A 24,142-nucleotide genomic window follows, 5' to 3' on the forward strand; every position below is an offset into this window, starting at 1 on the left:
GTAATTATTTTTCATAGACATATCGTTTCTCTAAAAAAGTAAGGAGCCGTCTCATGTGGATTGAGACGGCTTCTTTGACTAAGAAGGATTTTGTGCTTTATTTGTAGAATTTTTACTGTCCGAGGAATTTTGTGTTGATGTGCTGGTGTCAGAAGCATTAAAACTTGCTGTCATATCTGACGCATTTCCAGTAATAGCAGAGGAGAAATCCTTCATTAGCTTATTGATTTGTTCAGAAGACATAGGATTTTGCTCAGAAGACATAGAATTCTGTCCTGAAGACATAGAATTTTGTCCACTGAACATACTTTGCATAGAGGTATTCATGGCACTTTCCACATTTGTGCTCAACATTGCCTTTGAAGGACAATACTTAAAAATACCTTCAGCCATTTTCATGGCTCCTAATGCAATCATAAGTCGTCCTTTCATACAGCTAGGATTTCTAGATACCTTAGCGATACCGAATGCCGTCATACTTGTCCCAAGGGCAAAGCGGCAAAAGGCATTTTTATCACTTAGATTAGCTTGTTGCATCATATAATTTCCTCCTTTAGTCATAGTGGAAAAAATAAAGCGGGGTGCACTTTGCTTTATGAAAGTGCTGTGTTACGATTGAAACAAGATGATTGCATAAAGCAGCATTATTTTATCCTCTTTTAGTAGATAAAATAAAAGAGGATATAAGGCACGGATTTTGAAAGGCGTCAATTAACGAGTCCTATTCAAAATGCGAATCATCATGCAAAAGACGCAATGAAATCAAATAAGCGTTTATGCAATAGTAGTATGTGAATTCAAGTAGGATTTACACAATGAAATTTTACGCAAATTAGGAAGGAGCGATATACATGGATCCGACATGGAGAATTTCGCAATTGCGTCAACATATAGCTGTTATAGATGGCAAAAAATCGCCTAGTATTGTCTTAAAAAATGCGCGTTATTTACATAGCATGTTAAAGCAATGGGTGATAGGTAATATATGGATTTTGGGAGACCGTATTGTTTATGCGGGGGAAAGAATGCCTCCTTTAACCGAAGGCACAGAAATTATTGATTGTACACATAAAACGATTGTTCCAGGTTATATTGAACCTCATGTTCATCCGTTCCAGTTGTACCATCCACAGTCCTTTGCTGATTTTTGTGGGCAACTAGGTACGACCACTTTTATCTCTGATAATTTAAGTTTTGTATTATCTTTAGAGAACAAGAAAGCGTTTTCAATATTAGATGAGCTAAAGAAATTACCGTTCTCTTTTTATTGGTGGACGCGTTTTGACTCACAGACTGAAATGGAACAGGAAGAAGAGATTTTTTCAAATACGTCTATTTTAGAATGGTTACAACGTGATGATGTACTGTTAGGTGGCGAGCTAACTGGTTGGCCTAAATTGTTGCATGGTGATGATTTAATGCTATATCGCATGCAAATGGCTAAGGCACATGGCAAAAAAATTGAAGGCCATTTCCCTGGTGCTTCAGAACGCACTTTAGCGCGTATGAAATTACTTGGTGCAGATGGCGACCATGAAGCGATGACAGTGGAAGAAGTGGAAAGACGGATTATGCAAGGATTTGCAGTAACGCTTCGTCATTCTTCGATTCGTCCTGATTTACCAAATCTATTAAAAGGAATCGTAGAAAAACAACTACCTATTTTCGACCATTTAATGATGACAACGGATGGCTCAACACCTTCATTCCATCAAGATGGCGTAATGGATAAATGTATTCAAGTCGCTTTAGATGCAGGCGTAGCTCCAATCGATGCCTACCAAATGGCATCATATAATGTAGCGCGTTATTACAATATGTCAAACTTACATGGCTTTATTGCGACTGGTCGCTTTGCCTCTCTAAATATTTTACAAGATGAATGGCATCCAGTTCCAGAAAGTGTACTGTCAAAAGGCGTATGGTTAAAACGTGATGGCGAACGAGTGCATCGCTTTAATGCAATTGATTATAAAGCAATTCCATCATTTAATTTGGATTTTTCACTAACTTCCCACGACTTCCAATTTTCAATGCCTTTTGGAATTGAATTAGTAAACGATGTTATTACCAAGCCTTATAATTCGTTAATCACTAGAGAAGGGCAGCTTGCAAGCCATGATGAAAGTTATTTAATGCTCATTAACCGAAGTGGTAACTGGCATGTTAATACGATGATTAAAGGATTTGCAACAAATGTTCAAGGCTTTGCATCGTCCTATTCAAACACAGGAGATATTTTGCTCATCGGGAAAAATAAAGACGATATGCTTAAAGCGTTTGAAGAGATGAAGGCATTGGGTGGAGGTATTGTCCTTGTAGAAAAAGGAGAAGTAGTAGCATCCATTCCACTTACAATTGGTGGTCTTCTATATCAAGGAGATATGGAGGAGCTTACAGTAAAAGAGCTTGCCTTAAAGCAAGCATTAGCAGAACGAGGCTATCGTTTAGGCGACGCCATTTATACTTTACTGTTTTTACAATCTACGCATTTACCATATATTCGAATTACACCGAAAGGAATTTTCGATGTAATGAAGAATAAATTATTATTACCTGCAGTTATGCGTTAGGTTTAGTAGCATATTTTTTATTAGCGCCAGAGCAACAGCATACACTTTTACATCAAGGCGGTATTGACTAAAGGAGAGTAATGCAAGTGTTGAAATCAAAGAAACTATTAGTTGGCTTAGCATTTAGCGCCTTGTTTATCGGCGGATGTTCTAAAGATGCCTCTGAACCAGAAGAAGATATATCCAAAATAGAGGATGAACCAGCTATTGAGGAGCCTGTGAAGGAAGAGACAATTTTGGCACCATTAACGGGAGAGGCTGTTACAGAAGAAGTGACACAGCGACCAATTATTGTGACTGTTAACAATCATCCTGCAGCTCGACCTCAATCAGGATTGGCAGCGGCAGATATGATTTACGAAATGTTAGCGGAAGGAAATGTTACTCGTTTACTAGCAGTCTATCAAAGCGAATTACCAGAAAATATTGGACCAGTACGAAGTGCACGTTCTTACTTTATTGATATGGCAAAAGGCTTTGGTGCATTTTATGTAGCACACGGCTACAGTCCAGAGGCTAAAACGATGCTAAGCAATAATGTCGTTGATAATATTAATGGTATGAACTATGATGGCACACTATTTAAACGTTCTAATGATCGAGTAGCGCCACATAACTCCTATATAACTTCTGAAAATATATTAAATGGTGCTGAAAAAGTAGGCGCTTCAATGAATTACAGTGAAAAAGTACATCAGGCTTTTTATGAACCCGATGAACGTGGTAAAATAGGCGTTGAAACAAGTCAAGTTGACATTTACTATGGGAATAGTAATTCTTTCCACAACACGTATGTATATGATCATCAAACAAATCGTTATGGACGACAATCGGCAGGCGTAGAAACAAAGGATATGTTGACAGGTGAAGCATTAACAGTTGCAAATGTTTTATTTTTTGAAATGAAGCACCAAACAATTGATGATGTTGGCCGCCAAGATATTGATTTAACCTCTGGTGGAAATGCGTATGTATTTCAAAATGGTTATTTAAGAGAAGTAAAATGGGCTAATATCGATGGATTACCAATGGCTGTCGAAGAGACTGGCGAACTTGTGAAGCTAGTTCCAGGAAAGTCATGGGTTCATTTCGTACCAGCTTCACCAGGGTTACAAGCAATGGTGAAAACGCAGCCTTAAGAGGGAGGAAAACCGCATGCAAATCGAAAAAATTCGAGGGCATCAAACAGATCAGTTATTTAAAGCAGTATTAGAACTGAAAGACATTGAAGAATGCTATAAATTTTTTGATGATTTATGTACGATTAGTGAGATACAATCGCTAGCACAACGATTTGAGGTAGCACATTTATTACGTTTAAAGAAAACCTATGAATCCATTAAAAAGGAGACAGGGGCAAGTACGGCAACGATTTCTCGTGTACGTCGATGCTTTGATTATGGAAATGATACATATGATGAAATGTTAGGTCGTTTGTATCCAGATGAAAAGCCTTTTCAAGCGCCAAAAGAATAGTAAGTATGAGGCTGGGTAGAGTTTCTGCTCAGTCTTTTTCATTCTTTTGTAGAGAGTCATAAGCTATACTTGTAAACGGATAGATAGAAAAAGATAGGTGGTAAAATAGATGGATTATTTACAGTGGAGACATGTGTTCAAATTAGATCCAGCAAAGGAAATATCAGATGAAGCATTAGAAAAAATTTGTGAATCTGGAACAGATGTAATTTTAGTAGGCGGAACAGATGGGGTAACATTAGATGGCGTATTAGATTTACTTGTCCGCGTACGCCGTTTTGAAGTGCCGATAGCGCTGGAAATCTCTACGATTGATGCCGTAACGCCAGGCTATGACTATTATTTCATTCCAACAGTATTAAATAGTGATGACCCGAAATGGATTAAAAATTTACACCATGAGGCAATCAAAGAATATGGAGATATTATGGTGTGGGATGAGTTAGTCGCTGAAGGGTATTGTATTTTAAATCCAAATTGTAAAGTTGCAGAAGTAACACAAGCAAAGACAGATTTATCAGTAGATGATGTGGTTGCCTATGCACGCATGGCTGAAAACTTCTTTAAGTTACCTGTATTTTATTTAGAATATAGTGGTCAATATGGTGATATTGAAATGGTACGTGCTGTAAAAAATGAATTGCAAAAAACAAAACTATTTTATGGTGGCGGTATTACTTCTACTAAGCAAGCCGCGGAAATGGCACAGTATGCCGATACTGTCGTTGTAGGGAATATTATTTATGAAGATTTAAAAGCTGCGCTTGCGACTGTTAAGGCAGTTAAAAATGCGATATAATTAGGAACAAACGTTTGTAAGGTGGTGCAAAATGGAGCATTTAACAAAAAATTTATTAGTAGGAATGAACCCTGAACAAGAAAAAGCAGTGAAAACAACAGAAGGGCCATTACTTATTATGGCAGGTGCTGGTTCGGGAAAAACAAGAGTATTAACGCATCGTATTGCGTATTTAATCATAGAAAAAGAAGTATACCCATCGAAAATTTTAGCCATTACGTTCACGAATAAAGCAGCTCGTGAAATGCGCGAGCGTATAGATGGTATTCTCGGAAATGGAACAGGCGACAGCATGTGGGTATCAACATTTCACTCGATGTGTGTACGCATTTTACGACGCAATATTGAGCAACTTGGTATCTCGCGCAACTTCACGATTTTAGATTCTACAGATCAACTTTCCGTCATAAAGAATGTCTTGAAGGATGAAAATATTGACCCTAAGCGTTTTGAACCGCGTGCAATCTTAAACGCAATTAGTTCAGCAAAAAATGAATGCATAACTGCAGATGAATATGCAGGGCAAATAAATGAAAATAATCCATATGAAAAAACGGTTGCTCGTGTTTATAAAGGATATGAAAAAAGATTACGACGCAATCAATCACTTGATTTTGATGATTTGATAATGACGACGATTACTTTATTTAAGCGAGTACCTGAAGTGCTTGAATTTTATCAAAATAAATTTCAATATATCCACGTTGATGAATACCAAGATACAAATAAATCCCAATACTTACTTGTGCAATTACTTGCGAAGAAATTCAAAAATATTTGCGTAGTAGGGGATTCAGACCAATCCATTTATCGTTGGCGCGGAGCGGATATTGGGAATATCCTGTCTTTTGAAAAGGATTATCCAAATGCAAAGGTTATTATGCTAGAGCAAAATTACCGCTCAACAAAACGCATCCTTCAAGCTGCGAATGACGTCATTCAACATAACACAAGCCGTTACCCAAAAGAGCTGCGCACAGAAAACGCACATGGTGAAAAAATTGCTTTGTACAAGGCTTATAATGAGCAGGAAGAAGCTCAGTTTGTCGTACAAACAATCCAACAGCTGATGGAAAAAGAAAATCGTTCATTCGATGACTTTGCCATTTTGTATCGTACGAATGCACAGTCTCGTGTAATGGAGGAAGTGTTAGTTAAGTCCAATATGGCTTATCAAATTGTCGGTGGTACAAAGTTCTATGACCGCAAAGAAATTAAAGATTTATTAGCTTATTTACGTCTCATTGCGAACAATGATGATGATTTATCACTTGCGCGTATTATTAATGAACCGAAGCGAAGTATTGGTGCTACCTCATTTGAAAAAATGGCGCGCTATGCAATTGATCAGGATCGTTCTATTTTTGATGCGATGAATGATCTCGTGTTTATGGGATTAACAGGGAAAGCTGCTGCTTCAGCAGAACATTTTTATGCAATGATTAAAGGCTTTACTGAAATGCAAAATTACTTGTCCGTTACGGAAATCGTAGAGCAAGTAATAGAGAAATCAGGCTATCGAGCAATGTTACAAAACGAAAAGAGCATTGAAGCGGAAAGTCGTTTAGAAAATATTGAAGAATTTTTATCTGTGACAAAATCATTTGAAGAACGTAGTGAAGATAAGAGCTTAATTGCCTTCTTAACTGATTTAGCGCTAATTGCAGATATTGATGCGCTTGATAAGGAAGATGCATCTAAAGGCAATATCATTTTAATGACGATGCATGCCGCTAAAGGATTAGAGTTCCCTGTTGTATTCATTATTGGTATGGAAGAAAATATTTTCCCGCATTCTCGTTCTTTAGATGATAATGATGAAATGGAAGAGGAAAGGCGCCTTGCTTATGTCGGCATAACGCGAGCAGAGGAACGGTTGTATTTAACATGTGCACAATCTCGAACGATTTTTGGTCGTTCAAGCTTTAACAATGCTTCCCGTTTCTTACGTGAAATTTCAGAGGACATTTTAGAGTCCATCTCCAAAGGTGGTACGAGACCTGAAGTACCGTTTGCATCAAGTAATCGTTCGGCAAGTGGTTATCAAAAACGTACACTTGGCGCGCAACAGCATACACAACCAGCAACAGCACGCCTGCAAGCAACTGGAGGTGACCAGTTTGGTTGGAAAGCTGGAGATAAAGCGGTTCATAAAAAATGGGGAACAGGTATGGTTGTAAGCGTAAAAGGTGAGGGTGATAGTACAGAACTTGATATCGCTTTTCCACAACCAATTGGTATTAAGCGATTATTAGCTCAATTTGCACCTATTGAAAAAGCGTAAGCGGAGGAACTTAAATGAACGAAATTGAACAGCGCATAGCGGAGTTAAATAAATTATTGCATGAATATGGGCATGCGTATTACGTGTTAGATAATCCTCTTGTGGCAGATAGTGTATATGATCAACTATTACATGAGCTCATTGCATTAGAAGAGGCCAATCCTTCACTGATTTATCCTGATTCACCGACACAGCGTGTTGGCGGTGCTGTCATTGAGGGATTTAAAAAAGTGACGCATGATTATCCGATGCTAAGTCTGTCCAACGCATTTGATGAAGCGGGCTTACGTGAGTTTGACCGAAAAATCCGTCAAGCAATCGGTGATCACTTTTCGTATGTATGTGAACTGAAAATTGATGGTCTTGCCATTTCCCTAAAATATGAGAATGGTGTTTTTGTCCAAGGCGCAACACGTGGTGATGGCGTAGTTGGGGAGGATATAACAGCGAATTTAAAAACAATTCGTGCTGTACCACTTCGATTAAAAGAGCCAATTACGATTGAAGTGCGTGGCGAAGCATATATGCCTAAAAAGTCATTTGAAAAATTGAATACACAGCGTGCTGAAAACGGTGAAGAACTATTTGCGAATCCTCGAAATGCCGCTGCTGGCTCATTACGTCAATTAGATCCGAAAATTGCCGCAAGTCGTCAACTATCAACCTTCATTTATGCAATTGGAGGAGATGGTGAGGCGTACGGTATTGATGGGCATGGCGAGATGCTAGATTATTTAGAAGGACTTGGCTTCCCATCAAATAAAGAACGTCAACGCTGTGCGTCAATCGAGGAAGTATTAACTTTTATCGAAACATGGACAGAAAATCGTCCGAATTTAGCCTATGAAATAGATGGTATCGTAATTAAGGTCGATCGTTTTGCGCAGCAAGATGAACTCGGCTATACAGCAAAAAGTCCACGCTGGGCAATTGCCTACAAATTCCCCGCAGAGGAAGTTGTAACGACATTGCTTAATATCGATTTAACAGTAGGTCGAACTGGCGTCGTGACACCAACGGCAATTTTAGCACCTGTACAAGTAGCGGGTACAACTGTGCAACGAGCATCTTTACACAATGAAGATTTAATTCGTGATAAAGATATTCGAATTGGGGATACAGTCATTATCCGAAAAGCAGGCGACATTATCCCACAAGTAGTCGGTGTATTACTAGAACAACGCCCAGAGGATTCAATTCCTTTTGAAATGCCAGCAAATTGCCCTGTTTGCGATAGTGAGCTTATTCGTATTGAGGGAGAAGTAGCCTTGCGCTGTGTAAATCCAGCATGTTTTGCACAAATTGCAGAGAGCATTAAATACTTTGTCTCCCGTAACGCCATGAACATTGATGGACTAGGTGAAAAGGTTGTTGAGCAGCTATTGCGTGCAGATTTAATTCATGATGTATCTGATTTATATCAGTTAACAGTGGAGCAATTAGTTGAGCTAGAGCGTATGGGCGAAAAATCAGCTACAAACTTAGTGAATGCTATTCAAGCATCGAAGGATAATTCGATGGAACGTCTACTTATTGGTTTAGGTATACGACATGTTGGCGAGAAGGCGGCGAAGATTGTCTCAGAAGAATTTGAGACGATGGAAGGCGTAATGGCTGCAACTGAGGATCAGCTCGTAGCCATTCATGAAATTGGCGATAAAATGGCATCTTCACTCGTTGAATATTTTGCTAATGAAGATGCACGTGCCGTTATTAAGCGTCTTGCTGAAGCGGGTGTCAATATGACATATAAAGGCAAAAAAGTAGAGGTCGTCTTAGGTGACAATCCGTTTGCAGGGAAGACAATCGTACTAACTGGTAAACTTGAGCAATTGACACGGAACGATGCAAAGGCGAAAATAGAAGAGTTAGGTGGAATTGTCACAGGAAGTGTCAGTAAAAAAACGGATCTTGTTATAGCTGGTTCGGATGCAGGATCTAAACTGACAAAGGCACAACAATTAGGCATTGAAGTTTGGAACGAGGACGACCTAATTGAGCAACTAACTTAAACAATAAGTAAAAGATAAGCACTGGCAGATATTTGCGCTTAAACGTAAGCGTAATAGAACAGTTGCCAAAGACGAATCTGATAATGAGTAAAGGGGTACTAAAATAATGAAGTCATTTCGACTCATTCCAGCAATTGTAGCTGCTGCAATGCTAGTCGGCTGTGTGCCTTCGAACAAGAAGGAGACAGAGCTTACACAGGAAACGCAACAGGAAAAAGCGGAAACAACAATTATTCCAAGTCTACAGATTGATGAATCTTTCTATAAAACACTAATACCATATAAAGAAAGTGCAAGCCGTGGGTTAGTCGTTTCGAATATTTACACGAAATATGATATGAAGGAAGTAGAAACAGGATTAATGCGCCTTTCTCAAAATGAGTTTGACACAGAAAACTACTATTTCCAAGAAGGACAATATTTAGCTGAAAGCACAGTAAGTTCTTGGTTAGCACGTAGCTCGCAAACAGAGGATGGTTTAAACCCACCAACTACTGATGCGATGACAGCAGAAGAGCGAGCAACGAAAGCGCCTATTTATTTATCTCATATTGTGGAGCAAAATTATTTAAAGAAAACAGATGATAATAAGGTGAAATTAGCTGGTATATCAATAGGGCTCGCTTTGAATTCTATCTATTATTATCAAAAAGAAAAATATGGTGAGTATTACGAGGAGCCTATTCCTGAGTCTGCGCTTGTAGAGCAAGGCAAAAAAATGGCGGCCGAAATTGTTTCCCGTATGCGTACACGTGATGAATTAAAAGATGTACCGATTGTCGTTGGGTTGTTTAAACAGCAAGCACGCAACGAAATAATTCCAGGTACGTATTTTACTTACGGTGTGGCAAAAGAGGGCCAAAATGATATTGGCGATTGGCAACCTCTTGATGAAGAATATGTGATGTTCCCAACAGATGACACACATGATACTTATCGAGATGTTAGTAATAACTTCAAAAACTTCAAGCAAGATGTCGATAAATATTTTTCTAACTATACAAGTGTTATTGGCACAGGCTTCTATCAAAATAAAAAAATACAAAAGCTAACGATTGAAATTCCAATCCAATTTTTCGGTACTGCTGAAATTATAGGCTTTACACAATATTTGACGGGCGCCCTTATCAATCAGTTTGATAATATAAATGTCGAAGTGAGCATTACTTCTATTAATGGGCCAGAGGCTTTAATTATGAAAGAAGCGAATGATAAAGACCCGTATGTACACGTTTATGAATAAAAAATAGTCAGCCTTGTGCTGGCTATTTTTATGCAAATTCGCGCTTCAATCCAATAGGTTTTGTTTAATAGAAGCGGACAATGTCCATCTTGTTAGGAAAGCCTCCATGAAATGGAGACAAGCTAACGGGGATAGTCTTTGTTCAACAAAAGAAGACATGTCAGGACAACACTTTGTTATAGTAGTGAAAGTTTCTGTATTTTTGGTGAAAGTTGTGATTTTTAATAGGAAAAATGTTATGATTATTGGCATGGTTAACTTTATTCAACCCTATTGTTATCAACAAAAACAATGAATTGGATCGTATTCGGAGGTGTAAAAAATGGCAAAATTAACAAAAGAAGAAGTTAAGCACGTTGCGAACTTAGCACGTCTTGCAATTACAGAAGAAGAAGCCGAAAAATTTGCTGAGCAACTTGGGAAAATTACTGACTTTGCAGAGCAGCTAAACGAGTTAGATACTACAAATGTTGAACCAACAACACACGTATTACCATTAGTAAACGTAATGCGTGAAGACGTGGCAACAAAAGGTCTAGACCGTGATGTAATGATGTTAAACGTAAAAGAACAAGAAGATGGTCAAGTAAAAGTACCAGCTATCATGTAATACTAAAAAATAGGAGGATTCCTCATGACGTTATTTGAACGTTCAGCAAAGGAGCTACAAGCTGAAATTAAAGCTGGTAACCTAACAATCGCTGACTTAACAAAAGAAGCATATGAACGCGTAACAAAGCTTGACGGCGATGTACAAGCATTCCTTGCTTCAAACGAAGAAAAAGCAACTGCACAAGCAGCTGAAATGGACAAAGTGCCATTTGAAGAACGTGGACCACTTTTTGGTCTTCCTATTGGTGTAAAAGACAATATCGTAACAGAAGGCTTAGAAACAACTTGTGCTTCTAAAATCCTTGAAGGATTTATGCCTATTTACGATGCGACAGTCGTTAATAAGCTACGCGAAGCTGGCATGATTACAATCGGTAAATTGAACATGGACGAGTTTGCAATGGGTTCATCAAATGAAAACTCATACTATAAAACAACAAAAAATCCATGGAACTTAAATCACGTACCAGGTGGTTCTTCAGGTGCGTCTGCGGCAGCAGTTGCAGCAGGAGAAGTACCATTCTCACTTGGTTCAGATACAGGTGGTTCAATTCGTCAACCAGCAGCATATTGCGGTGTCGTAGGGATGAAACCTACATACGGTCGTGTATCTCGCTTTGGACTAGTAGCATTTGCTTCTTCATTAGATCAAATCGGACCAATTACACGTAATGTTGAAGACAATGCGCTATTACTAGAAGCCATTTCAGGATTAGATACTAATGATTCAACTTCAGCAAATGTAGAAGTACCAAACTTCGCAGCAGCATTGACTGGCGATGTAAAAGGTTTACGTATTGCTGTACCAAAAGAATTTTTAGGTGATGGTGTTGGCGAAGCGGCACGTCAATCAGTACTTGATGCACTAGAAGTACTAAAAGGCTTAGGTGCGACAGTAGAAGAAGTATCACTTCCACATTCTAAATATGCACTTGCGGCGTACTATATCCTTTCTTCTTCTGAAGCGTCATCAAACCTTTCTCGTTTTGATGGTATCCGTTATGGTTTCCGCGCAGAGAACGTTAATAACTTAATGGACCTTTACAAAGAAACACGTGCACAAGGCTTTGGTGATGAAGTAAAACGCCGTATCATGCTAGGAACTTATTCACTTAGCGCTGGTACTTATGATGCTTATTACAAAAAAGCACAGCAAGCACGTACACTAATTAAAGCTGACTACGACAAAGTATTTGAAGACTTTGATGTAATCATTGGTCCTACAGCACCAACGCCAGCATTTAAAATTGGTGAAAATGTTGATGATCCTATGACGATGTATGCTAACGATATTTTAACAATTCCAATGAACTTAGCGGGTGTGCCAGCGATTTCAATTCCATGTGGCTTTGAAAACGGTCTACCATTAGGCTTACAAATCATTGGTAAATACTTCGATGAAGCAACAATTTACCGTGTAGCGCATGCATTCGAGCAAGCTACAGAATTCCATAAAGAAGTTCCTCAAATTTGGGAGGGAAAATAACATGAACTTTGAAACAGTCATTGGTTTAGAAGTACACGTTGAGTTAAAAACAAACTCAAAAATCTTCTCGCCAGCGCCAGCTCACTTCGGTGCTGAACCAAATACAAATACAACAGTAATCGACCTAGGCTATCCTGGTGTCCTTCCTGTCTTAAATAAAAATGTTGTAGATTTCGCAATGCGTGCAGCACTTGCACTAAACATGGAAATCGAGCAAGAAACAAAATTTGACCGTAAAAACTACTTCTATCCAGATAATCCGAAAGCATATCAAATTTCACAATTCGATAAGCCAATTGGGAAAAACGGTTGGATTGATATTGAAGTAGATGGTTATACAAAACGTATCGGTATTACGCGCCTTCATATGGAAGAAGATGCTGGTAAACTATCTCATGCTGGCGACCATTCTTTAGTGGACTTTAACCGTCAAGGTACACCGCTTGTAGAAATCGTTTCTGAGCCAGATCTTCGCACAGCAAATGAAGCGTATGCTTATCTTGAAAAATTAAAATCGATTATCCAATATACAGATGTTTCAGATTGTAAAATGGAAGAAGGTTCACTGCGTTGTGATGCCAACATTTCAATTCGCCCATATGGCCAAGAAGAATTCGGTACAAAAACAGAGCTTAAAAACCTTAACTCATTTAACTACGTACGTCGCGGTATTGAGCATGAAGAGTTACGCCAAGCGGACGTATTACTTTCAGGTGGCGTGATTGATCAAGAAACGCGTCGCTTTGATGAAAAAACAGGTAAAACGATTTTAATGCGTGTGAAAGAAGGAACGGATGATTATCGTTACTTCCCAGAGCCAGATTTAGTGCGTCTGTCAATCGACGATGAGTGGTTAGAGCGCGTAAAATCAGAAATCCCTGAACTTCCAGATGCTCGTAAAAAACGTTATGTTGAAGATTTAGGATTAACTTCATATGATGCTGGCGTGCTTGTTATTTCTAAAGAAATTTCTGATTTCTTTGAAGCAATGGTAGCTGAAGGCGCGGATGCAAAACTTTCTGCAAACTGGTTGATGGGTGATGTTTCTGCCTATTTAAATGCTGAACAAAAAGATCTTAAAGATACTGCATTAACTCCAGAAAACCTAGCAGGCATGGTGAAATTAATTACGGACGGTACAATTTCTTCTAAAATCGGTAAAAAAGTATTTACGGAGTTAGTCGAAAATGGTGGTTCAGCTAATGACATCGTGAAGGCAAAAGGATTAGTACAAATTTCTGATGAGGGTGCATTATTAGCAATTGTCACAGAAGTATTAGATAACAATGCACAATCAATTGAGGACTTTAAAAACGGTAAGGATCGTGCAATTGGCTTCTTAGTTGGACAAATTATGAAAGCTACAAAAGGCCAAGCGAACCCACCAATGGTTAACAAATTATTACAACAAGAAATTGCTAAACGCTAATTCTTTGTTTTTACAATGAGTCAAGAGAGTGAATTCACTTTCTTGGCTTTTTAAATGCAAAAATTGTACATACTAACAAATCGTATAACACTAAATAGTTGTCTAAAAAGAGTATTCATAGCAAAATATAGAATAGAACAATCACTTCACTAAAAAAGGGGATAAGTATATGAAAACTGAACAACAATATTTTGAAGAAGCCATTTCAATTCAACAATATATGGACAATATGACAACACTTAAAGAAGACAGCTTCCGTATTTATGATGGCTTTGAAGTGCCAATGAATGATGGTTTTGTAGCTTTATTGAAGGACAAGCAACCGAAAATTTTAACAATTACTGAAGATTGGTGCGGTGATGCGATGTTAAATAATCCGATTATACGCCGTGTTGCAGAGGCAGCTGGATTAGATATGCGCACAGTATTACGTGATGCAGATACAGATTTAATTGACCGTTATTTAACAAACGGTGGCCGTGCAATTCCAATGTATATTTTATTAAATGAAGCAGGTCAGGTTATAGGGAAATGGGGACCACGTGCGCCTGAATTACAGGATATTGTTGTGAAGAAAAGAGCGACATTACCAGACAAAGAAGATCCAACGTTTGAGGACGCACAAAAAGCACTTTACAGTGAAATTCGCGAAGATAATATTACGAACAAACAAAATTGGACATATGTATACGAGGATTTCAAGAAACATGTCACAGCAGCATTGCAATAATCGCGCATTGCTTAATCAAAGCTGTAACGTACAATACGTGTTTATTTTGGCGTATTAAAAGCATATGGTGTAATTTGAGTTGCAAGGCGTAGTACTTTGCATGAAATCATCAGTGCAACATTTCAATGGTTTATTCGTTGAAAGTATTAGAATCTTATGAAGCAGGAAGGTATGTTATGAAACGAGCAAGAATCATTTATAATCCTACATCTGGGCGAGAAGCGTTTAAAAAGCATCTACCAGAAGTATTGGAGAAACTAGAGGTAGCAGGCTATGAGACATCTTGTCACGCAACAACTTGTGAAGGCGATGCTATAGAAGCAGCAAAAAACGCAGTAGAACGTGGATTTGATATTATCATAGCAGTTGGTGGAGATGGTACGTTAAATGAGGTTGTTTCTGGTGTAGCCCAATTCGAAAAGCGTCCGAAGATTGGCCTAATTCCAATGGGGACAACGAATGATTTTGCACGTGCTGTCCATATTCCACGAAATATTGATGAAGCCGTTGATATTATTATTAAAGGCGATACCTTACCAGTTGATGTTGGATTGTTAAATGGAGAACGCTATTTCATCAATATCGCTGCTGGGGGACGTATTACTGAGCTAACATACGAAGTGCCAAGCAAGATGAAAACAATGCTAGGGCAGTTAGCATATTATTTAAAAGCAGTTGAAATGATTCCTTCCATTAAGGCATCACATATGCGTATTGAATATGATGGTGAAGTATTTGATGGAGATGCAATGATGTTTTTATGTGGCTTAACGAATTCTGTAGGAGGCTTTGAAAAACTTGCACCAGATGCAAGCATAAATGATGGCTACTTCACTTTATTAGTATTAAAAAAAGTAAGCCTTCCAGAATTTATTCAACTTGCGGCAATGGCGTTACGAGGCGAACATTTAAAGGATGATCGTGTTATTTATAAAAAGGCAAGTGTTGTAAAAGTTACGACGGAAAACGAAGTGCATTTAAATCTAGATGGCGAGTATGGTGGAGATGCGCCTGCAACATTTGAAAACTTGAAACGCCATATTGAACTTTTTGTACCAATTGAAGACATTCGTGAGGAAGATCGTATTTAAATTTCATCATATGGAACAATTGGAAGATAGGTGTAAATAATTTTAGCGATTTTACACTTATTTGTTAATAATCTCCTCAGAAATTGGGATTGTGAACGAATTAAGAAAAATGTTTGGCGAATATACGTATATTAAATGAACAATATTTGAAACCTTTATATTAGGCCGAAGTTTCGGTCCATTATAAAGGTTTTTTGCGTTGGAATAGTAGAAAATATGGGTAGAGGTAAGGGAAAGGAAGTGGTGCAATGTGTATAAGTCACAGGAAAGAAAGCTTATCTGGTTAAGCTTTGGTGTTGCGATTATCATGCTACTTTCCATACTTGGAAGAATATTTGGTAGTTAGGAGGGCAATGAGATGATTAATGAATCAGCAGTCTTTTGGAGTCGTGCATTAACAGAGCTTACGTTATCATTCCACATCATTTATGCAACGATTGGTGTTGGCGTGCCGTTAATGATTATGATTGCGCAATGGACTGGTTATAAAAAGAATGATGAGCATTATATATTAATGGCACGACGTTGGGCACGAGGTTTCGTCATTACCGTTGCTGTAGGGGTCGTTACAGGTACAGCAATCGGTTTACAATTATCGTTACTATGGCCGAATTTTATGCAACTTGCAGGGCAAACTATAGCATTACCACTCTTTATGGAAACCTTTGCATTCTTCTTTGAAGCCATTTTCTTAGGTATCTACTTATATACTTGGGATCGTTTCGATAGTCAGAAAAAACATATGCTCCTTCTAATACCTGTTGCTGTAGGTGCATCGATGTCTGCAGTTTTTATAACAATCGTCAACGCCTTTATGAACGCACCACAAGGCTTTGACATAGTGGACGGTCAGCTCATTAATATTCAACCATTTCTAGCAATGTTTAACCCAGCAATGCCCACTAAAGTCGCGCACGTGCTTGTAACCGCATACATGACATCCGCATTTGTGTTGGCAGCAATCGCAGGTTATCGTATGCTTAGAGGTTCAGATCATATTTATCATAAAAAATCATTATTTTTACTAATGAAAATTGGCTTAGTTTCGTCCATTGCAGCAGCCATTATAGGAGATTTCTCAGGTAAATACTTAGCGGAATACCAACCAGAAAAATTAGCTGCAGCAGAATGGCATTTTGAAACAACAGATAAAGCATCGCTTATTTTACTAGGTGTATTGGATGGCGAAGAGGTGAAGTATGCTATAAAGGTACCATATGCATTAAGTATACTTGCACGTAATAATCCAAATGCAGAAGTAATCGGTTTAGATCAATTTGCGGAGGAAGACCGACCACCGCTCTATATCCACTATCTGTTTAACATCATGGTCTTTATCGGCATGTTCATGGTTTTAGTATCATTACTTTACGTAGTAGGTAAACCAAGAGGTTGGCAGTTTATTCATTCTCGGTGGTTTAGATGGGTTATCGTTGCGGGTGCACCACTGTCCATAATTGCCATTGAAGCAGGCTGGTGGCTTGCAGAGGTTGGACGTCAACCATGGATATTATACGGTATTATGCGAACACCAGAGGGAGCTACAACGAGCGATCACGTCGATTTAATGATGCTGTTATTCTCAGGTGTGTACGCCGTACTTGGAGTTGGTAGTATTGTCGTATTAATTCGAATGTTTAAAAAGAACCCGATTGAGCGAGAAATTGAAGATCGCAATACAGAAAAGGGCGGTGACATCATATGACATTAGAAGTATTAGGGATTTCAGTATTGTGGATTTTCCTTTTTGGTTATGTGATGATCGCATCCATTGATTTTGGTGCAGGTTTTTTCAATGCGTACAGTCTCCTTATTGGGAAAAACCATATCATAACGAATATTATTAAACGATATTTATCGCCTGTATGGGAAGTAACGAATGTCTTTTTAGTATTTTTCTTTGTAGGAATTGTAGGATTTTTCCCTCAAACAGCATTTTACTATGGCACGATTTTGCTTGTGCCAGTAAGTATTTCATTAGTGCTACTGGCGATTCGCGGCTCGTACTATGCCTTTGAATCGTATGGTGCACGAGGACATATCGGTTATTCTCTCACATATGGCGTAACAGGCTTACTTATTCCAGCCTCACTTTCTGTAGTATTCGCTATTGCAGGTGGTGGCTATGTGGATATGGTGGAAGGGCAACCAGTATTAAATTATTGGACACTGTATACGAGTACATTTGCATGGAGTATTGTCGTACTAAGCATAGCGGCTGTCCTTTATATATCCGCAGTATTTTTAACGTGGTATGCACATAAAGCAAATGACGCAGAGGCAACAAAGTTAATGCGAAAATATGCATTAATTTGGGCCGCGCCATTAATGATTAGTGCACTGGGCATTATGTATGAAATGAAATCCATTAACCCAGAAAGCTATCAACATATGGTCAACTTATGGTGGATGTTTGCCATTTCAGCAGTATTATTTATTATCACAGTCATATTGCTATGGATGCGAAAAAATTATGGGCTTGCTGTAGGATTATTAATCGCCCAATTCGCGGTAGCATTTTTTGCTTATGGTATTGCGCAATACCCATATTTACTGTATCCATATTTAACAATCTATGACAGCTTTACAAATACACAAATGGCCATTGCGTTAGTTATCGTATTCGTTTTAGGATTATGCCTGCTTCTGCCTTCACTCTATTTATTGTTGAAACTATTCTTATTTAACAAAAATTATGTGACAGGGAAAGAAGACCATCATGCATAGGAGGTTACAGCGATGGAAAAAATTGAAATTTTTTATGCACCATTTATAGTAGTGATTATTAGTATTATCATTATGTTTTGGTGGGCACCAAAAGATGATTATGTAAGGAACAATAAGAGAAAGAGTCGCGAATAGCGGCTCTTTTTTACACTGTATAGGCTAAAACTATTGATCAATTGAAGATACGCTAAGGAAAACGAGGAGTTCATTCACATTGCGAGTCATGGTGTTTCAGGCAGAATAGCATGATAATTCATGCCTTGTTCTTTTTTCCTCCGCTATCACATGCTACAATAAGAAGATTGAAATGGAGGATGTACGAATGTCAGCACCCGTAAAAAAGAATGACCAACTTACAGTTTATATAGAAGATTTAACACATGATGGCAATGGTGTCGCAAAAGTCGATGGCTATCCATTATTTATTCAAGGTGCATTACCGAATGAAACTGCAGAAGTACACGTTTTAAAAACGTTAAAAAATTATGGCTTCGCAAAAGTGAAAGAAATTATTAAAGCGTCACCAGATCGAGTAGATGCACCTTGCGATTATTTTAAGCAATGCGGTGGCTGTCAGTTACAGCATCTATCCTATGAGGGGCAGTTAAAGTGGAAGGAAAATATGGTGCGAAATGTTATGCAACGTTTAGGCAAAATCGACGCACCTGTTTTACCAGTGAAGGGCATGGTGGAGCCATGGCAATATCGCAATAAAGCTCAAATACCATTTTCCACAAATGACGCAGGACAAGTCATTGCTGGCTTCTACAAAACAAAATCACATACAATTGTTGATATGGACCGTTGTCTAATCCAAACAGGCGAAGCGGACGCGATTCTTTCTGGATTAAAAAAAGAATTAACGGCAATTGGTGTTCAACCTTATAATGAAGCATCACATGATGGGATGCTGCGTCACGTCGTTATCCGAACTGCACGTGCGACTGGAGAGGTGATGGTTGTACTCGTTACGAAAAAGAAAAAATTCCCGCAAAAAGAAGCGGCTGTAGCGAGCATTTTAAAGCTAGTGCCAAACGTGACATCTATTATGCAAAACATCAATAGCGATAAAACAAACGTTATATTTGGGGATGAAACGATCAACCTTTGGGGCAAAGATGTAATCATTGATTCTATCGGTGATGTGCGCTTTGAAATTTCGGCACGCTCTTTCTACCAAGTAAATCCTCAGCAAACAGAAGTACTATACAAGCAAGCGTTAGACTACGCTGATTTACAAGGGCATGAACGCGTCATTGATGCCTACTGCGGTATCGGTACCATTTCTTTATTCCTTGCACAAAAAGCGAAGGCCGTAATGGGTGTCGAAATCGTTCCACAAGCTATTGAAGATGCAAAACGCAACGCAGAGCTTAACGGCTTTACAAATACGTACTTCGAGGCAGGTCCAGCAGAGGAAGTGATTCCACGCTGGTATAAGAAAGGCAAAGAAGCAGATGTCCTTGTTGTAGACCCACCACGTAAAGGGTGCGATGAGGCACTTTTACAAACGATTTTAGAGCAACGTCCAAAACGAGTTGTTTATGTATCCTGTAACCCAGCAACACTCGCACGTGACCTTCGCATATTGGAAGATGGCGGATACAAAACACAGGAAATTCAACCTGTCGATATGTTCCCGCACTCCACGCATTGTGAAGCAGTTGCATGGTTGGAGTTAGCTTAATATATGGGTTACACATATAATTTTTAAACAATACGGATTATAATTTTAAAAATAGAAAAGTTCCATACAGACCCTGATTTTGCAAATAACTTTTGCGAAATGGGGGTCTTTTTATATGGAACTTAATTGGAAAATATCATTGATTTATTTCATGAAGAAATCCTATGCTTATCACAGGAAATTAGTTGCTTTTTATAGGGGCTTTCCATAAGTTTCGTGACTTTTTATAATGGTCTTCCTTCATGAAGGTTTAGAGAGTAATTTTTTATTTTACCTCATAATAAAATATGGTGTCAATAATAAATTTGTGATTTTTTTAAAAAATGTTATAATAGTCTTATAGTTGTTTTTTTCAAATCGTATTTCGAATTTCGCTGACCTTTTTTGCAGATAGAATTCGGATACGTTTTTTTTATATCCTTTATCTTAAGACAAAGGAAAAAATTTAAAACAGTTATTTAAGCTTTTAAGATAATAGGTCTAATTAATTTACTATCTAATAGTAACCGCGTTTTTATTCCAAAAGGAGGATTAGAATAATGAATCTAATCAATAAAAAAGTTACACATAAGCGTTTTGGCATGGGTAGTATAGTTAAACATAATGAGTCTATTATTGAAATACATTTTGCGTCGGAAAATAAAATGTTTGTTTTCCCTGATGTATTTGGAAAGTACCTAAAACTACATGATAAAAGTGATGCTCATTTAATCGAAAAAATAATACAAATAAAGGAAATGGAAAGAAAAGAGGAAGAAAGGAAGAAGGAAGAAGAAAAAAAACTACAGCGAAAAAACCTGAAACTTCGATTAGAACACGAAAAACTTATGAAACATTATAAACTCCATCCTGAATCACAAATGGTTTTTAGATGTGACATAGAAGAACAAAATAGTTCTGTTTCAGAGTGGAAGGTTTTTTCAGGCGCAATAAAAAGTGGTAATAACAAGGGGAAGCCAAACAAACCTATCCGCATGCACCAAAATAGCGCTGTCCTGTTAACAGCACTAGATCCTGGCATGCCTGAAAAAGACAGACGTATCATAGGTGTCTATATGGTGAATGAAGATTTTATCGGTAAGCTGTGTGAAGATGGAAATATTCCTGCCCATTCAAAATACAAACTCCAACTTTCAGAACAGGAATCGAATCAATTACTTTTATGGAAGTATTATACAGACAAAAAATCCCCTGACAAAATGACATGGAATTCAGGTAAATACCGTTATTTTGATAATGTATGGATGGCTCAAATTTTACTTGATATCGTTTCGTTGAAGAGTGAACCAACAGAACAAGAGCTAGCACAACGATTTTTTAAACATTTTTGTAAAATGAATCAAATAACAGATCATGATTTACCAAAGCCTAATGGCGCATTAATGCGTATTTAGACTTTAGCCTAAAGATAAGAATGACAGGACACTGACATAATCTCCTAACTATCACTAATGCCGAACAGTGCTTTGCTCTGTTTGCTAATTAACATGTGGAGTTAATATCATTATTTAGCAAGAACGAATTCTTATTAATGGGATTCGTTCTTTTTGTATTAAAAAATGAATAAAGCTGTTTTTTGTTGAATTTATTGAGCTAACGAAGTGGGACTTTAATAAAATAAGCAAAAACCAAATATGATGAAGAAAATTGGCTCGATTCCACTTCTTCGTGAGTGTGGAGCAATTTCATATATAAGGAAAAATGACTTGAAGTAATAAAACAATCTCCGTCTATCTTGACTAATTGTTTTCGTGTGAGCAACTGCTTAAAATTTTTTTATATAAGCTTAAAGCCATACTAGAAAAGGTTTCAAGTTGTTATTACCAAAATTTTCTTGTATAAAAATATAGATAACTTTGCTAAGATATCTTTTGAAATAAGTAACCTTTAATACGGTCCAGAGAGGCTGAGAAGGGCTATATGATGTTTTAAGTTATTATTTTTATAATATCTTTGTTTATTCATGCCCTTTTGTCCAATCTGACGAAAGGGCATTTATTTTGCATTTTAGCTGTGAGTACACAACTAACGTACCTCTTTTAAAGGAAGTCCCGTGAGGCTTAAAAGGAGAATGGAAACGTTATATTTATATAGATACATCCATTCATTCGTAAATAAAAGAGATTTATTTCATCTAGAACATACTGGAGGAGAGTAGAATGGATTATCGAAAAAAAACCGTGGTCGCATCGGTAGCAGGTTTAACATTAGAAGGCATGGACATCATGTTTATCTCATTTGCGATGACAATGATTATTGCGGAATTTAACATTGATTTAGCAACGGGAGGACTTATTTCTTCTATAACGAATGTAGGGATGCTATTAGGAGGAATTGTTTTCGGCGTTTTAGCAGATAAGTATGGCAGGGTAAAGGTCTTTACGTATACCGTCATCTTGTTTGCAATTGGTACAGCGTTAACAGGATTAGCGACTAGCATTGAACAAGTGTATCTATTTAGATTTATTGCAGGAATAGGTGCTGGGGGAGAATACGGTATTGGTATGGCGCTTGTTGCAGAAGCTTGGCCGAAAAATAAACAAGGGCGTGCATCTTCCTATGTCAGTGTAGGTGCGCAGTATGGCGTTATTTTAGCAGCATTACTAAGTGCAATCATTCTTCCTACTTTAGGATGGAGAGCATTATTCTTTGTTGGAGTAGTACCTGTTATTTTTGCCTTTATCGTAAGAAAAAATTTAGACGAATCTCCTGAGTGGCTTGCCGCTCAGAAAAATAAAAAGGCTAGTAAGAAAGCTGAAAAGGGTAAGTTGGTACAATTGTTTGAAACGCCACGAACAGCGATTACAACAATTTCACTAATTATAATGGCAACAGTTCAAATTGCTGGTTACAACGGATTAATGATTTGGTTACCATCAATGCTGCAACAGTCGCAAGGCTTATCTGTTTCAAGCTCTGCGATATGGACAATTAGTACAGCTGTAGGCATGATTGTTGGTATGTTAACCTTTGGACTATTTTTAGACCGATTTGGCGCAAAGCGTGCCTTTGGCGTCTTCCTTATTGCCTCAGCATGCGCTGTATTCTTATACTCTTATGCTACTGGTAGTGTGGGTGTTCTAATCGGTGGCGCAATTGTTGGATTCTTCTCAAATGGCATGTTCGCTGGATATGGAGCGTTGATTGGTAGTCTATATCCCGTTCAAATTCGAAGTACGGCAACAAACACAATCTTTAACTTTGGTCGAGCGATAGGCGGTTTTTCACCTATCCTTGTCGGCTATATTTTACAAAGTTATGATATGAAAGTTGCGATGCTTTACTTAGCAGGCTTATATTGTATGTCCTTTATTGTTATGTTAATGCTCAAAAAAGAGAATATAGCGAATGTAAGCGAAACTATATAACATTGATTTAACCATCAATTAAAATGCCCTTGCGTTTTAATTGGTGGTTTTTTATAAAATAGGAGTTGCTTTGAAGCTTTATCCATCCAGCTGAAATAGCAGGCACTCGGAAGAATAAATTGTTCGATTATTGTTATATTTATTTCAATTAATTATTGTATGAAAGCGTTTTATTTGTCATTTTTTTATAATAAGGCGCAGTAAATCTTATGAAACATAGTAAATTTATCGTTGACATAGAAAAAATGCAATAATATAATTATTTCAAACAATTAAATAAACCTCACTTTTCCGATAGTGAGGTAGAGGCGCGACAGTTAACAGTACCTAATGGAGTCCGAGAAGACGAAGAGATTAGGTAGAAGGAAATGTCGCCGAAGTGTATGGTGAGTTCTCGCCATCATATGCTGGGTCTGTAGCGAATAGCTGCAGGACTGTCTTCATAAACATAGCTGTTTATGAAGTTGTGCTATCTCTGTTTAGACAAACAGTGGGAATTTTAAATGGTCGATTCATTTTTAGTTTCTAAATGAGTAGATCATTTTTGTATTAGACAGATTCTTTTGCACAAAGAATCTGTCTTTTTATTTATCTATAACATATCGGAAATAGAGGGAATTTGGAG

At 37.8% G+C, this 24,142-nt stretch carries 20 protein-coding genes and 1 riboswitch; of the genes, 19 read left to right on the plus strand and 1 reads right to left on the minus strand.

From position 1 onward, the window contains the following. Nucleotides 1-78: 78 nt before the first annotated feature. Entirely contained in the window at nucleotides 79-540 is a 462-nt protein-coding gene (locus JNUCC52_RS16465) for a YgaP-like transmembrane domain (RefSeq protein ID WP_173479649.1), read from the minus strand. Between the two features lie 311 nt (nucleotides 541-851). On the opposite strand from JNUCC52_RS16465, the gene JNUCC52_RS16470 reads away from it, so the two are divergent. From JNUCC52_RS16470 to JNUCC52_RS16560, 19 genes are all read left to right on the plus strand, one after another. Beyond that, complete coding sequence (locus JNUCC52_RS16470) at nucleotides 852-2,573, plus strand: adenine deaminase C-terminal domain-containing protein (RefSeq protein ID WP_173479648.1); 1,722 nt, start codon at nucleotides 852-854, stop codon at nucleotides 2,571-2,573. 86 nt (nucleotides 2,574-2,659) lie between these two features. Next, nucleotides 2,660-3,712, plus strand: coding sequence for a DUF3048 domain-containing protein (locus tag JNUCC52_RS16475; protein ID WP_337980357.1), 1,053 nt, complete (start codon nucleotides 2,660-2,662; stop codon nucleotides 3,710-3,712). A gap of 16 nt (nucleotides 3,713-3,728) precedes the next feature. After that, nucleotides 3,729-4,049 (plus strand): YerC/YecD family TrpR-related protein, encoded by a 321-nt coding sequence (locus JNUCC52_RS16480; protein WP_004225717.1) that lies wholly within the window; start codon nucleotides 3,729-3,731, stop codon nucleotides 4,047-4,049. A gap of 109 nt (nucleotides 4,050-4,158) precedes the next feature. After that, nucleotides 4,159-4,848 (plus strand): heptaprenylglyceryl phosphate synthase, encoded by a 690-nt coding sequence (gene pcrB / locus JNUCC52_RS16485; RefSeq protein WP_337980358.1) that lies wholly within the window; start codon nucleotides 4,159-4,161, stop codon nucleotides 4,846-4,848. Nucleotides 4,849-4,879: 31 nt separating this feature from the next. Then, entirely contained in the window at nucleotides 4,880-7,132 is a 2,253-nt protein-coding gene (gene pcrA / locus JNUCC52_RS16490; protein ID WP_337980359.1) for a DNA helicase PcrA, read from the plus strand. A 14-nt stretch (nucleotides 7,133-7,146) separates the two neighbouring features. Further along, nucleotides 7,147-9,144, plus strand: a complete 1,998-nt coding sequence (gene ligA / locus JNUCC52_RS16495) for an NAD-dependent DNA ligase LigA (protein WP_337980360.1) — start codon at nucleotides 7,147-7,149, stop codon at nucleotides 9,142-9,144. Nucleotides 9,145-9,250: 106 nt separating this feature from the next. Beyond that, nucleotides 9,251-10,387, plus strand: coding sequence for a CamS family sex pheromone protein (locus JNUCC52_RS16500; protein WP_173479643.1), 1,137 nt, complete (start codon nucleotides 9,251-9,253; stop codon nucleotides 10,385-10,387). A gap of 106 nt (nucleotides 10,388-10,493) precedes the next feature. Then, nucleotides 10,494-10,682 carry a hypothetical protein gene (locus tag JNUCC52_RS16505; protein WP_337980361.1) on the plus strand — a complete coding sequence of 63 codons (189 nt, stop codon included), beginning with the start codon at nucleotides 10,494-10,496 and terminating at the stop codon, nucleotides 10,680-10,682. Nucleotides 10,683-10,709: 27 nt separating this feature from the next. Further along, a complete protein-coding gene (gene gatC / locus JNUCC52_RS16510) occupies nucleotides 10,710-10,997 on the plus strand; it encodes an Asp-tRNA(Asn)/Glu-tRNA(Gln) amidotransferase subunit GatC (protein ID WP_024364473.1) in 288 nt (95 codons plus the stop codon). A 24-nt stretch (nucleotides 10,998-11,021) separates the two neighbouring features. Beyond that, nucleotides 11,022-12,485, plus strand: coding sequence for an Asp-tRNA(Asn)/Glu-tRNA(Gln) amidotransferase subunit GatA (gatA, locus tag JNUCC52_RS16515; RefSeq protein ID WP_173479641.1), 1,464 nt, complete (start codon nucleotides 11,022-11,024; stop codon nucleotides 12,483-12,485). A 1-nt stretch (nucleotide 12,486) separates the two neighbouring features. Then, nucleotides 12,487-13,914 carry an Asp-tRNA(Asn)/Glu-tRNA(Gln) amidotransferase subunit GatB gene (gene gatB / locus JNUCC52_RS16520; protein WP_173479640.1) on the plus strand — a complete coding sequence of 476 codons (1,428 nt, stop codon included), beginning with the start codon at nucleotides 12,487-12,489 and terminating at the stop codon, nucleotides 13,912-13,914. A gap of 169 nt (nucleotides 13,915-14,083) precedes the next feature. Further along, complete coding sequence (locus JNUCC52_RS16525) at nucleotides 14,084-14,644, plus strand: thioredoxin family protein (RefSeq protein WP_173479639.1); 561 nt, start codon at nucleotides 14,084-14,086, stop codon at nucleotides 14,642-14,644. A gap of 176 nt (nucleotides 14,645-14,820) precedes the next feature. Further along, nucleotides 14,821-15,735 (plus strand): diacylglycerol kinase, encoded by a 915-nt coding sequence (locus tag JNUCC52_RS16530; RefSeq protein ID WP_173479638.1) that lies wholly within the window; start codon nucleotides 14,821-14,823, stop codon nucleotides 15,733-15,735. Between the two features lie 358 nt (nucleotides 15,736-16,093). Then, complete coding sequence (locus tag JNUCC52_RS16535) at nucleotides 16,094-17,440, plus strand: cytochrome ubiquinol oxidase subunit I (protein ID WP_173479637.1); 1,347 nt, start codon at nucleotides 16,094-16,096, stop codon at nucleotides 17,438-17,440. Beyond that, nucleotides 17,437-18,462: a cytochrome d ubiquinol oxidase subunit II gene (locus JNUCC52_RS16540; RefSeq protein WP_173479636.1), complete on the plus strand. Its 1,026-nt coding sequence runs from the start codon at nucleotides 17,437-17,439 to the stop codon at nucleotides 18,460-18,462. Before JNUCC52_RS16535 ends, JNUCC52_RS16540 begins: the two co-directional genes overlap by 4 nt. 12 nt (nucleotides 18,463-18,474) lie before the next feature. After that, nucleotides 18,475-18,597, plus strand: a complete 123-nt coding sequence (gene cydS, locus JNUCC52_RS16545) for a cytochrome bd oxidase small subunit CydS family protein (protein WP_337980362.1) — start codon at nucleotides 18,475-18,477, stop codon at nucleotides 18,595-18,597. A gap of 187 nt (nucleotides 18,598-18,784) precedes the next feature. Further along, nucleotides 18,785-20,149: a 23S rRNA (uracil(1939)-C(5))-methyltransferase RlmD gene (rlmD, locus tag JNUCC52_RS16550; RefSeq protein ID WP_337980363.1), complete on the plus strand. Its 1,365-nt coding sequence runs from the start codon at nucleotides 18,785-18,787 to the stop codon at nucleotides 20,147-20,149. Nucleotides 20,150-20,688: 539 nt separating this feature from the next. After that, entirely contained in the window at nucleotides 20,689-21,543 is an 855-nt protein-coding gene (locus JNUCC52_RS16555; RefSeq protein ID WP_337980364.1) for a malate synthase, read from the plus strand. Between the two features lie 765 nt (nucleotides 21,544-22,308). Next, nucleotides 22,309-23,517, plus strand: a complete 1,209-nt coding sequence (locus JNUCC52_RS16560; RefSeq protein WP_337980365.1) for an MFS transporter — start codon at nucleotides 22,309-22,311, stop codon at nucleotides 23,515-23,517. A 295-nt stretch (nucleotides 23,518-23,812) separates the two neighbouring features. Next, nucleotides 23,813-23,997: riboswitch (Lysine riboswitch) on the plus strand. Nucleotides 23,998-24,142 lie beyond the last annotated feature (145 nt).

This window comes from Lysinibacillus sp. JNUCC-52, from assembly GCF_015999545.1.
Lineage (GTDB): Bacteria > Bacillota > Bacilli > Bacillales_A > Planococcaceae > Lysinibacillus.